The sequence below is a fragment of the Sphingopyxis sp. 2PD genome (genome assembly GCF_005503695.1).
In the GTDB taxonomy this organism is placed as follows: Bacteria; Pseudomonadota; Alphaproteobacteria; order Sphingomonadales; family Sphingomonadaceae; genus Sphingopyxis.
In genome coordinates, this window is record NZ_SCMU01000009.1 from 81,644 (window position 1) to 95,078 (window position 13,435).

The 13,435-nt window shown below is 65.1% G+C and carries 16 protein-coding genes; 5 read left to right on the forward strand and 11 right to left on the reverse strand.

The window, feature by feature from the left end:
* The first annotated feature begins 27 nt into the window (after positions 1 to 27).
* The gene (locus FFS18_RS09230; protein ID WP_137870561.1) at positions 28 to 510 is read left to right on the forward strand and encodes an SRPBCC family protein; all 483 of its coding nucleotides are present in this window, start codon (positions 28 to 30) and stop codon (positions 508 to 510) included.
* A 117-nt stretch (positions 511 to 627) separates the two neighbouring features.
* Complete coding sequence (locus FFS18_RS09235; protein ID WP_137870562.1) at positions 628 to 1,437, forward strand: hypothetical protein; 810 nt, start codon at positions 628 to 630, stop codon at positions 1,435 to 1,437.
* 234 nt (positions 1,438 to 1,671) lie between these two features.
* On the opposite strand, the gene FFS18_RS09240 is transcribed toward FFS18_RS09235, so the two are convergent.
* Together FFS18_RS09240 and FFS18_RS09245 are read right to left on the reverse strand one after the other, a co-directional pair.
* On the reverse strand, positions 1,672 to 3,153 hold the full coding sequence (locus FFS18_RS09240) for an AMP nucleosidase (RefSeq protein WP_137870563.1): 1,482 nt from the start codon (positions 3,151 to 3,153) through the stop codon (positions 1,672 to 1,674).
* 183 nt (positions 3,154 to 3,336) lie between these two features.
* Positions 3,337 to 3,819, reverse strand: coding sequence for a peroxiredoxin (locus FFS18_RS09245; RefSeq protein ID WP_120218317.1), 483 nt, complete (start codon positions 3,817 to 3,819; stop codon positions 3,337 to 3,339).
* A 305-nt stretch (positions 3,820 to 4,124) separates the two neighbouring features.
* On the opposite strand from FFS18_RS09245, the gene FFS18_RS09250 reads away from it, so the two are divergent.
* Complete coding sequence (locus FFS18_RS09250; RefSeq protein WP_137870564.1) at positions 4,125 to 4,688, forward strand: YqgE/AlgH family protein; 564 nt, start codon at positions 4,125 to 4,127, stop codon at positions 4,686 to 4,688.
* 51 nt (positions 4,689 to 4,739) lie between these two features.
* On the opposite strand, the gene FFS18_RS09255 is transcribed toward FFS18_RS09250, so the two are convergent.
* Positions 4,740 to 5,015 (reverse strand): hypothetical protein, encoded by a 276-nt coding sequence (locus FFS18_RS09255; protein ID WP_137870565.1) that lies wholly within the window; start codon positions 5,013 to 5,015, stop codon positions 4,740 to 4,742.
* Between the two features lie 99 nt (positions 5,016 to 5,114).
* On the opposite strand from FFS18_RS09255, the gene FFS18_RS09260 reads away from it, so the two are divergent.
* Complete coding sequence (locus tag FFS18_RS09260; RefSeq protein ID WP_249340352.1) at positions 5,115 to 6,290, forward strand: DUF481 domain-containing protein; 1,176 nt, start codon at positions 5,115 to 5,117, stop codon at positions 6,288 to 6,290.
* Here the strand turns inward: FFS18_RS09260 and FFS18_RS09265 are convergent.
* The 8 genes from FFS18_RS09265 to FFS18_RS09300 form a co-directional block, all read right to left on the reverse strand.
* Complete coding sequence (locus FFS18_RS09265; protein WP_137870566.1) at positions 6,287 to 6,745, reverse strand: VOC family protein; 459 nt, start codon at positions 6,743 to 6,745, stop codon at positions 6,287 to 6,289. The genes FFS18_RS09260 and FFS18_RS09265 overlap by 4 nt on opposite strands.
* Positions 6,742 to 8,277, reverse strand: a complete 1,536-nt coding sequence (locus FFS18_RS09270) for a M20/M25/M40 family metallo-hydrolase (protein WP_137870567.1) — start codon at positions 8,275 to 8,277, stop codon at positions 6,742 to 6,744. The genes FFS18_RS09265 and FFS18_RS09270 overlap by 4 nt, the downstream gene beginning before the upstream one ends.
* An 85-nt stretch (positions 8,278 to 8,362) precedes the next feature.
* Complete coding sequence (locus FFS18_RS09275; protein ID WP_137870568.1) at positions 8,363 to 8,593, reverse strand: type II toxin-antitoxin system HicB family antitoxin; 231 nt, start codon at positions 8,591 to 8,593, stop codon at positions 8,363 to 8,365.
* The gene (locus tag FFS18_RS09280; protein ID WP_137870569.1) at positions 8,590 to 8,841 is read right to left on the reverse strand and encodes a type II toxin-antitoxin system HicA family toxin; all 252 of its coding nucleotides are present in this window, start codon (positions 8,839 to 8,841) and stop codon (positions 8,590 to 8,592) included. The genes FFS18_RS09275 and FFS18_RS09280 overlap by 4 nt, the downstream gene beginning before the upstream one ends.
* A gap of 90 nt (positions 8,842 to 8,931) precedes the next feature.
* Complete coding sequence (locus FFS18_RS09285) at positions 8,932 to 10,455, reverse strand: fumarate hydratase (protein WP_137870570.1); 1,524 nt, start codon at positions 10,453 to 10,455, stop codon at positions 8,932 to 8,934.
* Positions 10,456 to 10,527: 72 nt separating this feature from the next.
* Positions 10,528 to 11,298 (reverse strand): hypothetical protein, encoded by a 771-nt coding sequence (locus tag FFS18_RS09290; protein WP_137870571.1) that lies wholly within the window; start codon positions 11,296 to 11,298, stop codon positions 10,528 to 10,530.
* Positions 11,299 to 11,332: 34 nt separating this feature from the next.
* Complete coding sequence (locus FFS18_RS09295; RefSeq protein ID WP_120218314.1) at positions 11,333 to 11,797, reverse strand: Fur family transcriptional regulator; 465 nt, start codon at positions 11,795 to 11,797, stop codon at positions 11,333 to 11,335.
* A 123-nt stretch (positions 11,798 to 11,920) separates the two neighbouring features.
* Positions 11,921 to 12,355, reverse strand: a complete 435-nt coding sequence (locus FFS18_RS09300; protein WP_171005269.1) for a MerC domain-containing protein — start codon at positions 12,353 to 12,355, stop codon at positions 11,921 to 11,923.
* An 82-nt stretch (positions 12,356 to 12,437) separates the two neighbouring features.
* Between FFS18_RS09300 and FFS18_RS09305 the strand changes: the two genes are divergently transcribed.
* Complete coding sequence (locus FFS18_RS09305) at positions 12,438 to 13,433, forward strand: hypothetical protein (protein ID WP_137870572.1); 996 nt, start codon at positions 12,438 to 12,440, stop codon at positions 13,431 to 13,433.
* Positions 13,434 to 13,435 lie beyond the last annotated feature (2 nt).

A 13,435-nucleotide genomic window follows, 5' to 3' on the forward strand; every position in this document is an offset into this window, starting at 1 on the left:
GATACGCGAATCAAGCGGAGAGTGTCGATGGAGCTGAAATTTCGGGTTGCGGCGCGGATTGCCAAGCCGGTTCACCAAGTGTTCGAAGCGGTTGCCGATCCGGCGCAGCTGTCCGAATATTTCACCACCGGCGGCGCCGAGGGGCGGCTCGAGACCGGCGCGACGGTGACATGGGATTTTGCCGATTTCCCGGGCGCCTTCCCCGTCCATGTCATCGAGGTCGTGGCAGACGAAAAGATCGTGCTCGAATGGCAGGCGAGTGAGGGTGAAGCGCACAATGTCGAAGGTAGCGAGCCCAAGGATGCCGACTATCGGACGCGCGTGACGATGAGTTTAAAGGCGCTCGACGATGGCCGCACGCTGGTCGAGATCGCCGAGGAGGGCTGGCGCGAAAATCAGGACGCGCTGGGCGCGAGCTATGGCAATTGCCAGGGCTGGTCGCAAATGCTGTGCGCGCTCAAGGCTTGGCTCGAGCATGGCATCAACCTGCGCGAGGGCATGTATCGCTGAATATCGCCGCGATCCGGCGGCGAGATACCCGGTACATCTTTGCAGTGGCGCGGAAGCACCGGCGCGGCGATGCTATTTGCCTTTGATGCAAGGAAAGGCAATCGAGTGAAGCGTGTCATGCTGACGGCCGCGGGCCTGTTACTGAGCGCCGGTACCGCGCAGGCCGCGACCTGCGACGACACTTTTGTCAAAAAGGGCAATCCGGTGACCGGTCTGCGCTTTGTCGCGACCACGACCGTGCCGAACATGAGCATGCGGAGCGCGATCGGACAGCTCAACGGCATCGTCGCGGCAAAAGGCTATGCGATCCTGGCGGTCGAACCCGACGGCGGCGCGATGCTGGTCGAACCGCCGCCCACCGGCAAGTCGCGCCCGTTCCCGATCGAGATTGCCGCTGACGGCGCGGGGACGGTGCGCATGGAGGCAAAGCTGCGCGCCGGAATGGGCATCCCCGATGCCGCGGCCAAGGCCGAAATGTGCGGCATCCTGGCCCAGCTCAGAGGCGGCAAGGCGGGCGAAGCGCTCGCGGCGAAGGGGCTGGGCGCAACCAGTGCGCCCGGCGCTCCGGTTCGCATGAGCGTCTTGCGATTCTCGCAGGACATCACCGGGCAGGCGGACAAGAATAATGCGGCGGTGCAGAAACGCTATGAGGGGCGGCAGTTCACCCTCTATGGGCCGGTGTCCTATGTGGGGCCGGCGAGCGGCAGCTATCGCGTCGAATGGAAATTGCTGTCCAGCGTGCTGACCGACATCGTCCCGGGCCGCGCGTCGGCGGGTTTTTCGGTCAACTGCATCCTCGCCCCGGGGCAGAGCGTTTATGCGCTGCAGTTGAAACCCAACAAGCATGTCGAGCTGACGGGCACGTTCGATGAGCTCGATTATGGGCTGTCGTCGGTGTGGTTGAAGGATTGCCGGCCGGTCAAGTAAACGGATCGGAGCGGCGCGCCTACCTCTTCCTCTGAAGAGGAGGGTTTTTTTGGCCTTTGGCGTCATGCAAGCCGCAGCTTCCGATTTTCGTCATCCCGGCGAAGGCCGGGATCTCTCCCTCCCGTACTAACGTACCGGCGAGATCCCGGCCTTCGCCGGGATGACGATTGTGATGAGATCGGCCTTCGGTCGCCAGCGTTCGTACCGAAGGCCGTCGCGTTGGCAGCGATCGCCCTACCGGAACGGCGGCTCGTTGAACGCGCGCAATTTGCGGCTGTGCAGCTTGGCGCCTTCGTCGCGCATCGTTTCGCACGCGCGGATGCCGATCTGGAGGTGCGCGGCGATCGCTTCTTCGTAGAAGCGGTTCGCCTGTCCGGGCAGCTTGAGTTCGCCGTGGAGCGGCTTGTCGCTGACGCAGAGCAGCGTGCCGTAGGGGACGCGGAAGCGGTAGCCCTGCGCGGCGATCGTCGCCGATTCCATGTCGATGCCGATCGCGCGCGACTGCGAAAAGCGCAGCGCGCTGTCGGTATAGCGCAGTTCCCAGTTGCGGTCGTCGGTGGTGACGACGGTACCGGTGCGCATGCGTTTCTTGAGGTCGGCGCCCGTGGCGCCCGACACCGCTTCGGCGGCGCTGGCGAGCGCGACCTGCACTTCGGCGATCGGCGGGATCGGGATTTCGGGGGGCAGGACGCTGTCGAGGATATGATCGTCGCGCAGATACGCATGGGCGAGCACATAATCGCCGATGCGCTGGCTGGGGCGCAGCCCACCGCAATGGCCGATCATCAGCCATGCCTCGGGCCGCAGCACCGCCAGATGGTCGCAGATCGTCTTGGCGTTCGACGGGCCGACGCCAATGTTGACCAGCGTGATGCCGCCGCCGTCGGGCGCGATCAGGTGGTATGCGGGCATCTGGTGCCGCCGCCACGCGCTGTCGGCGACGAGCGCGCTGGCGTTGACGCCCGGCTGGTCGACGTAGAGCCCTGCGGCCCCGGCGAGCGCGGTGTAGCGGCCCTGCCCGACCTGCGATCCTGCCCAGGCGACGAACTCGTCGACATAGCGGTGATAGTTGGTGAACAGGATATAGCGCTGAAAATGCTCGGGCGCGGTGCCGGTGTAGTGGCGGAGGCGCGCGAGGCTGAAGTCGGTGCGCAGCGCGTCGAACAGCGCCAGCGGCTGCGACTTCGCGGGATCGGCGCCGAACAGGCCGTCGGCGAGCTCGTCGCCGATGTCGGCAAGCTCGGTGGTGGGGAAGTGGCGCGCGAGTTCGAGCGGGGTGACCCCGCCCATGTCCGACCCGTCGCTGGCGTCGAGCACATAGGGAAAGGGGATCTGCTGCCCGGTGCGCGTAACTTCGAGCGTGATGTCATAATGACGCGCGAGCAGGCCGAGCTGGTCGCGCAGATAGTCGGCGAACAGGTCGGGGCGGGTGACGGTGGTGACAAATTCGCCCGCGCGCTCGAACTGGCCGAAGGCGAGATTATGCCCCGTTTGCCCTTCGCGCTGTTCGCCGGTGGTGGTCAGGCGGATTGCCGGATAGTCGAACAGCCCAGTCGCCGCGGCATCGGCCGGCGGCAGGGTGCGATCGCGGACATAGGCGGCGATGGCGGATTTGAGGTTGGTGACCGAAGTGCGGAACCGGTCCTGCAGTTCGGCGATGATGCCGTGGACGAGGGCGGTGGGATCGGTGGTTTCGTGTGATGCGTTGGACGTCATCGCGACGCTGTTGCACGAAATTGTGACAAAAGGGAAGAGGGTCGCAATGCCGCGGACCCCTGCGCTCGCCATCCCGGACTTGATCCGGAATCCATGACTTCAGCGTCCTCGTGGATCCCGGATCAAGTCCGGGATGACGAAGAGTGGAGGGACAGCGCTTTTTCGTGCCGCCCCTCCCGATCTTCAGAGCTGTTCAAGCATATGGTCGGCGCTCGACACCTTGAATTCGCCCGGCGCTTCGACGTTGAGCTGTTCGACGACGCCGTCATTGACGATCATCGAGAAACGCTGGCCGCGCTTGCCCATGCCGAACGCCTTGCCGTCCATGGTCAGGCCGACCGCTTCGGCGAAATCGCCATTGCCGTCGGACAGCATGGTGACCGCATCGCCGGCTCCGGCGCTCTTGCCCCACGCGCCCATCACGAACGCATCGTTGACCGCGGTGCAGACGATTTCATCGACGCCCTTTTCCTTCAGTTCGTCGGCCTTGTCGACGAAGCCCGGCAGATGCTTGGCCGAGCAGGTCGGGGTGAAGGCACCCGGAACCGAAAACAGCGCGACCTTGCGGCCCTTGAAATAATCGGCGGTGCTGACCTGCTCGGGGCCGTTTTCGGTGACCTTTACAAAGGTGGCGTCGGGCAGCTTGTCGCCGGGCTGGATCGTCATGGTCGGCATCCTTTTCGTTGAGGGGATTTCTGGTCGGCGAGACATTGGGTCGGGCGGCGCGGGAGTCAAGGTTGGTGAGCGAGCGGGCAGCGGATTTTGGCGACTGCCGGTTGTGAGCGAAGCCTGTCGTCGCCCCCGCGAAGGCGGGGGCCGCTGTCGGTTTACGCAGCGATGAAGGACAATGCAGGTAGCGGCCCCCGCCTTTGCGGGGGCGACGGTTTGTTTGAACGCCCGCTCCCCACCCCAAACCAGTCCCAGAACCAAAGATGCTGGACCACCCGGCCCCGCCGCGCCATGATGGCGTGATGGACACAGACCCCATTTGGTTCACCGGCCAGCTGCTGCTTGCGCTGCCCGGCATCGGCGATCCCCGCTTCGAACATTCGGTGATTGCGATGGTCAGCCATGACGATGAGGGCGCGATGGGGATCGGCATTTCCGATCCGATTTCGGGGATGACGGTCGGCGCGGTGCTCGATCAGCTGGAAATCGCGCACGACGATCCGCTCGACCAGCCGGTGTTTCTGGGCGGCCCGGTCGAACCATCGCGCGGCTTTGTGCTGCACAGCCGCGATTGGGGCGGGCAGGAAGCGGTGCAGGTCAGCGATCGCTGGATGGTGTCGAGCTCGCACGACATCTTGCGCGCGATCGGCGCGGGGCGCGGTCCTGCCCAATGGCTGGTCGCGCTGGGCTATGCCGGATGGTCGGCGGGGCAGTTGGAGGGCGAGATGGTGCGTCACGGTTGGCACGTCACCCCCGGCAGCGACGCACTGTTGTTCGATACACCGCCCGCCGAGCGGTGGCAGGCGGCGTTTGCCGAAGCGGGCGTGGACGCTCGGTTGCTGACAACCGAAGGCGGCCGGGCATAGTCGTCATCGGCGCCGCGCCGAACGCGGCGCTTGCACCCCAACCGCCGCGCTTCAATCGCGCCGCTGCATGATCCAGCTGAACGCCATCGCGTTGAAAATCGTGTAGAGCCCATAGAGCATCAGCGCGGTAAACCAGGCGCGGGTCGCAATCGCCATCGCGCCGACGAGCAGCAGGAATTCGAATATATAGGTGATGTGCGGCCCCGCCTTGTCGGCGAGCGGTTTGACCATTTGCTGGATCAGCGGATCGTCGCTTTCCATGAAGGCACGGTGCATCGCGAAATTGGCGATACCGGCACAGAAAATAGCGATGAGGGCTATAACCATAGGTTCGCAAATGGGGGAGGCGGGGTGGAAATGCCAGCCTCTTTCGGGTTATAGCCGCGCCTCGCCCGCACTTTCGTTCCCCCAGGAAGGACGTCATCGGTGATCGCTCTCCCCCGTCCGGCCGTGCTTTGCCTGTCGTTCGCCCTCGCGGTGCCGCCCGCATCCGCCGCGCAGGAACCGGCAAACCCGCCGCAGCCCAATCCGGCGCTCGCCGATCCGGTGCTGGCCAACCCGATCCCGACCGCGCTGGTGCCGCTCGATCCGCCGCTGCCCGATGCGGTGCGTGCGATGATCGACGCCGCCTTTGCCAGCGGCGAGACGCAGGCGGTCGAAGCGGTCGCGCGCTTTGCGCGGCAGACCCATCCCGCGAATGTCGGCGAAATCGACGCGTTGCTCGCCTATTACCGCAGCGGCCATCCGCCGCCGCCCGATCCGATCGGCGAAATTCTGGCCGCCGCGATGGCGAGCGGCCGCGATGCCGATGTCGAGGCGGTCGGGCAGCTGGCGAAGAATACGCGGCCCGCCGATGCGGACGAAATCGAGACGCGGCTGGCCGCCTATCGTGCCGAACGCCAGCGATTGAAGGATGAAGCGGCGGCAGCAGCGCGCGCCAAACTGGCGGCCGCGCGTTTCTGGCAAAACTGGAAGGGCGAGGGGCAGATCGGTGCGTCGCAGAGCAGCGGCAACACCAAATCGGCGGGGCTGAGCGCCGGGATCGCGCTGGCCCGGCAGGGGATCGACTGGACCCACAAGCTGCGGGCGCAGGCCGATTACCAGCGCACTAACGGCCGCACCTCGGTCGAACGCTATGTTGCCGAGCTGGAACCGCAGCACCGGATCGACGACCGCAGCTTCGCCTTTGGTCTGGCGCGGTGGGAGCATGACCGGATTCTGGGTTATGACACGCGCTGGAACCTGTCGGGGGGGCTGGGATACAAGCTGCTCGACAAGCCGAAGCTGTCGCTCAGCCTGAAGGGCGGCCCGGCGTTCCGCCATACGCAGTTCGTCAAGGGCGGGAAGGACACCGAATTGACCGCGCTCGCGGGCGTTGATTTCGGGTGGCAGATTTCGCCGACGCTGCGGCTGACCCAGGTGGCCTCGACGATCATCGGCGAAGCGAATAGTTCGACCAGCTCGCTCACCGCGCTCAACGCCAAGCTGACCGGCGCACTGTCGGCGCGCGTCGCCTATTCGGCGCAGATCGACACCAGCCCGCCGCCGGGGATCGAAAGCGTCGACACCCAGACGCGCTTCACTTTGGTGTACGGCTTTTAATCGAAGGCTTCGGCGCCGCCGATTTCGCGTCCTTCCGCGAGCAGTCCGGTACCGGGGACATGGTTGAATTCGATGCGGATGCCGTCGGGATCCTCGAACAGTATCGAATAATAGCCGGGCGCCCACGGCTCTTCCTGCGGAGCGTGAACGATCTGGATGTCGGTCCGGTCTTTCAGAAACGCATGGAGGCGATCGACCGCAGCACGGTCGCGCATCCGGAAACAGGCGTGATGCAGCCCCGGCGCACCCTGGTCGAAGCGCTTGCCGACATTGTCGGGGCTCGGCGTGCGGATGCCGATCGCGGTACGCCCCCCGACGCCATACAGCATCGCGTCGCTGTCGAGCACGAGCTTGAGCCCCAGATAGCCGATCATGTCGCGCCAGAATGCGGTCGAGCGCGCGAAGTCGCCCGCGGTCAGGATGACATGCGCGACCCCGTTGAGGTCGCCGCTCATTTGATCGCGGCGAGGGTGTAGAGAAATTCGGCGAAGCCCATCGTCGCGTCAACGAGCCCGGCGACCTTGGGATTGGTCGAATCGATCAGATAATATTCGTCGGGAGCGTGCGCGCCCGACCCGTGGCCGGTGCCGAAATGCCCCGCCGGGATCGACACCGGCGGCGCAGTAAAGGTCGCGCCGGGCCAGCTGCCCGCGAGCCGGGCGTTGAGGTTCGTCGCGACCCCCATCTGTTTGTAGGTCGCGAGCGCGGTGCGGATCAGGCGGCTGTCCTCGGCCACCTCGGTCGGATCATAGCCGCCCGACACATTGACCTCGACATCCTTGAAACCATGTTTGTCGAGATGCGCGCGCAGTTTCTGTGTCGCCTCGGCGCGGGTCTGGTTGGGGACGAGGCGCAGGTCGAGCTTGGCGACCGCGCGGCCGGGCAGGATCGTCTTGCCGCCGGGGCCGGTATAGCCCGCGACGAGCCCCTCGATGTTGACCGTCGGTTCCTGCGCGAGGCGGATCAGCGCGTCGTCATAGGCGAGATTGTCGATCCAGTGGGTGACGCCGAGCGCCGCCTTTTGCTGCGCTTCGTCGCCTGCCTTCGCGGCTTCGCGGATCAGGCTCTTTTCGCGGTCGGTGAGCGGGCGGACATTTTCGAACCAGCCCTCGATCGCGGGTTTGTTGCCATCGGGGGTGACGAGCGTCTGGAGCGCCTGCACCAGCCGCCATGCGGGCGAATCGACCATCGCCTTGAGGCTGGAATGAACGTCGCCCTTCGGCCCGCGGCCCCATTTTTCGCCGCTGGCGACGAGCTCAAGCTCGATGATCCCCTTTGAGCCTAGGTTAACCGTGACGTTGCCGTTCTGCCCCTGCGAAGCGAAAGGGATGAAGATGCCGTCGCATTTGCGGAGCGCAGCGAGGACGTTGGGCTTGGTGGCAATCTGGCGGAAATGCGGCGAGCCGATTTCCTCCTCGCCTTCGCAGACGAGGACGATGTTGACCGGCAGCTTGGCCTTGGCGGCGCGGATCGCGTGCAGCGCGGCGAGGAAGGCCGCTTCCGGCCCCTTCTGGTTCACCGCGCCGCGGCCCATGATCGCCTGCCCGAATCCGGGGCGCTTGACCATCTTGCCTTCGAGCGGTGGCGACGACCATTCGGCCGGGTCGAACTGTTTAACGTCATACATGAAATAGATGCCGAGCGTGCGCGGGGCGCCGACGTCGATCGTGCCGAACACGCCGGGATGGCCGTCGGTGGGCACAATCTCGACATTGCTGAACCCCGCGTCGCGTGCGAGCTCGGCCATATAGGCCGCACCCTCGGCCATGTTGCGATTCTCGGCGGCGATCGAGGGGAGCGCGATCCAGTCGCGGATGCGCTTGATCGACGCGTCCTTGCCCGCTTCGGCGGCCTTACGGATCGCGGCGCTCTGGCTGCTCGCGGCGAGGGCGGGGAAGGGCGCCATGACCGCAGCGCCCGCGCCGAGCATGGCGGCGCCGCGAATCAGGTCGCGGCGGTTCGGTCGGTCGACATTACGGAAATCCATGGCTTGTCCCCCTGCGGTGTCGGTGTCGCAGGGAGTGTTGGCGGATTATACGTCGAAGGCAAGGCTCGCTCACGCGGGCCGGTGGTCAAGCGGCGTTGCGAACCGCATAATTGGCGGGTCGGTAGCGCGGTTCGGGCGGCGTCTCGCCGCGTTCGGCGGAGACTTCCAGCCACAGCCGCATCGCGATTTCGATCTCGCGCGCGGCCTCCTCCGCGGTGGCGCCATGCGCACTGCAATGTTTGAGGTCGGGCACATCGGCGATCCAGCAGTCGTCTTCGGCCGACCAGAACAGATTGATGTGATAATGAATGTTCATCGCTTGATAAAATCCAGTCCGTTGCTGTCTATCATATCAAGCAGTTGCCGGATTTGATAGGGCTTGGCGTCCTTGCCGCTTGGCTGAAGGTTCAGATTGCCCGGTACATCGGGATGCTGGAAGATGTGGTGGCTGCCACTTGTGCGCTTGAGTTCGAAACCGAAGGCTTCAGCGACGCGGCACAAATCCTTGAAATTGGCGCGGCCATTCAGGCGGATTCGGGTGTAGAGTTTGGTAATGCCGGTCACGAGAAAAGCTCCGTCTGAGGAGCTTCACTCGTAAAAGACGAGGCAATGGCGCTCGAAATTAAATGTTCGTAATCCTCCGGTCGCCGGGGCTCACACCCCCGCCAGCAACCCCTTATCCTTGATCCGCTGTTGCCACAGCTTCGGCGCGTTGACGTGGACGTTCTCGCCTTCGCTATCGACCGCGACGGTCACCGGGAAATCGCTGACCTCGAACTCGTAGATGGCTTCCATGCCGAGGTCGGCGAAGCCCACCACCTTGCTGCCCTTGATCGCGCGCGCGACGAGATAGGCGGCGCCGCCGACCGCCATCAGATAGGCGCTCTTGTGCTTGGCGATCGATTGCGTCGCGGCGGGGCCGCGTTCGGCCTTGCCGACGCAGGCGAGCAGGCCTTGCTCCAGCATCATGTCCATGAACTTGTCCATGCGCGTCGCGGTCGTCGGACCCGCGGGGCCGACGATTTCCTCGCCCACCGGATCGACCGGGCCGACATAATAGATGACGCGGCCCTTGAACTCGACGGGCAGCTCTTCGCCCTTCGCGAGCATGTCGGCGATGCGCTTGTGCGCGGCGTCGCGGCCGGTGAGCATCTTGCCGTTCAAGAGCAGGCGGTCGCCCTGTTTCCAGCTCGCGACGACTTCGGGGGTGAGATTGTCGAGATCGACGCGGATCGCCGCCTTGTCGGGTGCCCAGTCGATTTGCGGATAATCGGCGAGCACCGGCGGTTCGAGGAAAGCGGGGCCGCTGCCGTCGAGCGTCACATGCGCATGGCGCGTCGCGGCGCAGTTGGGGATCATTGCGACGGGCTTTGACGCGGCGTGCGTCGGCCAGTCGGCGATCTTGACGTCGAGCACGGTGGCGAGGCCGCCCAAGCCCTGCGCGCCGATGCCGAGCGCGTTGACCTTTTCATAGAGCTCGATGCGCAGTTCCTCGGTCGGATTGCTCGGCCCGCGCGCGAGCAGCTCGGTCATGTCGATCGGGTCCATCAGCGACTGTTTGGCGAGCAGCATCGCCTTTTCGGCGGTGCCGCCGATCCCGATGCCGAGCATGCCGGGAGGGCACCAGCCGGCGCCCATCTGCGGCACCATTTCGAGCACCCAGTCGACGATCGAGTCCGACGGGTTCATCATCTTGAACTTCGACTTATTCTCGCTGCCGCCGCCCTTCGCGGCGACGTCGATCACGACCTTGTTGCCGGGGACCATCTCGACGTTGAGCACCGAGGGCGTGTTGTCCTTGGTGTTCACACGGCTGAACGCCGGGTCTGCAAGGATCGAGGCACGGAGCTTGTTCTCGGGATGGAGATAGGCCTTGCGGACGCCTTCATCGACAACCTGTTGCAGGCTGCGCGGGCTGTCGAGGCGGCAGTCCATGCCCCATTTGATGAACACGGTGACGATGCCGGTGTCCTGGCAGATCGGGCGATGCCCCTCGGCGCACATGCGGCTGTTCGACAGGATCTGCGCCATCGCGTCCTTCGCGGCGGGCGACACCTCGCGCTCGTACGCGGCTCCCAGGGCGCGGATATAGTCCATCGGATGGAAATAGCTGATGTACTGGAGCGCATCGGCGATGGTTTCGATGAGGTCGTCTTCGCGGATGATGACGCTATTCATGGATGCAGCCTTTCGCCCTGTTCGCGGGATTCGGGGGTTTCCCTAGACCCGCAGGCCCGGAGTGAAAAGGGGTCAGGCGTAGTCCAAATCGGCGAGCGGGCGTTTGCCGACCAGTGCGCGCCAGCTGCCCGCCGCGGCGAGCGCAAGCAGCAGGATCCAGCCGCCCGCTGCCGAGGGGATCAGCGCCCATGCGAAGGCGGCGGGGGTGATGATCGCCATCACGGTCGGGATCGCGGCGAGGATCGCGACGGTTCCGAACAAGGCCCAGCCGCGGCCGAGCTGTGTCGCCGCTACGCCAATGACGACATTGGTCGCCGCAAGCAGCAGGAATTTCGCCGCCACCGGATAGGGGAGGCTGGCCATGGCGGGCGAATAGTCGCCCGCGGTGAAGGCGGCCTGGATGTCGAACAGCAGCCAGTTTTCCCAAGCATCGCACAGCGCCGCGGCGAGCGGGAGCGCCGCCGCGGCGAGGAGGGGGCGGAGGCGCAGTTCGCGCCACAGCGCAAGGCAGCCGCTGGCGAGGAAGCCCGCGTAGAGCAACATGTAGAGATAATCCTGCTCATTCCCCGCGCGCATCGCGGCGAGCCGCGTGACCTGTTGCGGGTCGGTGAAGAAACCGAAGATCGCCTCTAGGTCGGTCTGGCTGCCGGCAAATTCGAACGCCAGCACCGGCGCTCCATAGCCGGGGGCGATGTCATGGCCGGTCTGCGGAAAGACCTGCGTCAGGTGGAGGCCGAACAGCAGCACCGCGATGCCGAACGCCAGCGTCCACAGCCACACGCGCGTCGGTGCGGGCGGGCGCTCGCGCTGTGCCTCGATCCATTGCTGAAGCCCCCCGACCATCGCTCAGATGTCCGGCGGAGCGCGGCAGCTCACCTTATTGGCACTCGGCGCATTTGCCGCGCACCTCGATCACCGGGCGCTCGGCGGCAAAGCCGGTGGCGTTGGCGGCGGCGCGAACCCCGGTCGAAAGCTTGTCGTCATCGACATGGACGGCGGTCCCGCATTCGTCGCAGATCAGGAAGATGCAGTCGTGCAGGCAGCCGGGGTGGCTGTTCGCGACAAAGGCGTTGGCGCTCTCGACGCGGCGGACCAGGTTGTTCGCGACGAACAGGTCGAGGATGCGATAGACGCTGTTCGGCGCCACCCGCTTGCCGCGCTTCTGCGACACGATGTCGGCGATTTCATAAGCGCTGGCGGGCTTGCCGATCGCGGCGACGGCTTCGAAAATCTGCGCACGCATGTCGGTCCATGCTTCGCCCGCGCCCTCGAGCGCGGTCTGCGCCGCTTTGGCGAGCGAGGCTCCGCTGGCCTCGACGTGCGGATGATCATGCTTGCCCATGGGCGCTTCCTTGTGCTGCGCGCTGGTTCGCGCCAACTCGTCGAGAGAATGTAGGCTGTTTGAGGGGTGTCCGCAAGTTGCGGACCGGTCCATTCCGGCGCCAGGGTCGCGGGCGTTACGTTATTAATGCCGCGCGCGGCGGTTGAGGTCGTGGCCCAGTGCGACGACAGCAACGCCGATCATCGTCGCGAGCACTTCGCTGCCGTCATGCGGCCGCGACAGCGCGCCCGCCATCATGCCCAGCCCGAAGCTGCCGACCGCAAACGGCATCATATAGCCGTGGCTGAGCACACCCGAGACGAGGGTGATCAGCGCAAAGCCGATCGCGATGATCAGCCCGATTTCGTGGAACAGATGATTGTCCAGAAACACTCCGCCGACCGAAGCGACCGAGGCGAAGAAAATCGTCGTCGCGAGACAATGGACGAGGCACAGTCCCGACAAGCCCATCGCCAGCTGGTCGCCCGATAGTGACGTCAACGGTCGTGCGCCGCGCGCAGCCCGAACCATCGCGCCGAGGCGCGTCAGGACAGGGGCAGGGCTGGCGACTTGGGTCACCCGATTCTCCGTTGGGGCAATTGCGATGCCGGATATGGCATAACATGACAAAGGTTACAATGTCTCATTGTGCGCTTTTTCCATGGCAACGCCGCTTTTCGGGCTGCTGCTTCGGATGAGCGCGATCGGCAAGAAATATCTGGCGCGGCTGCGCAAAGCTATGCAATTAATATGGCTTAGCAATCTGTCGGGGGAGAGTATTTTGCTAATCAAATATCCGTTCGCGGCAGTCGGCCTGGTCTTGCTGGCGACGGCGACAGCCTCGCCAGCCCTTGCCGCGCAAGATCTGCCGATTGCGCAGGGTCTTTATGCAGATGATTTTGAGGGATGCGCAAAGGCGAGCAGCGTCTTTTTCTATGACGGCGCGAATTTCGGCCGGGTGAACCAAGGGGGACCGGGATACGCCGCCAACGCGCAGGTGAACGCGATCCAGCGCGTCGGGCCGCCCCCTGCCGGGCGCCAATATGCAGGGACGAGCCATCACTATCGGGGCTTTACGCTGGCGTGGACGGCCGACGACAGCGGTCTGTATGGCAGTCTTGCGGTCCGGGCCGGGACGCCGGGTAAGATGACCCTGCGCGACGTCAGTTTCCGCAATGTAAGCGGCGGTGTCGATGTGACCGATACGCCCTATTCCAAATGCGAGTTCGGCCAGTTGCCGAAACCGATGCAGGCCGCAATCCGGTCGGCGAGACCGCAACTTGCGGGGCGCGCGGCGCCGACGGCATCTTCGGCGACGGCGGCATCGGCGATCCCGGCACCGTTGGCTCCGTTCAACATCCGGCCAGGTCATTATCTCCCGGCCGCGGCGGCATGCGCGTCAAAAATGGAGCTGATTTTCTATTTCGATGGCAAGCGGACGGGCTGGATCGATGTCCAGCCGTTCAACCCCAATCGCATGAACCCGACTGCAAGCGTCAAACGGCGCGGCGCCGGGTGGGTCACCGATGCCGCGACCGGCGAGACCCTGCGCGTGCTCGGTGTCGACCGCATCGCGGTCGGCGACCCAGAATTCGGCGAAGAGACGCTGCGCTGGTGCGCGGCGACGGAGGTGCGGGCGACGGCGCGGGCGCGTTGATG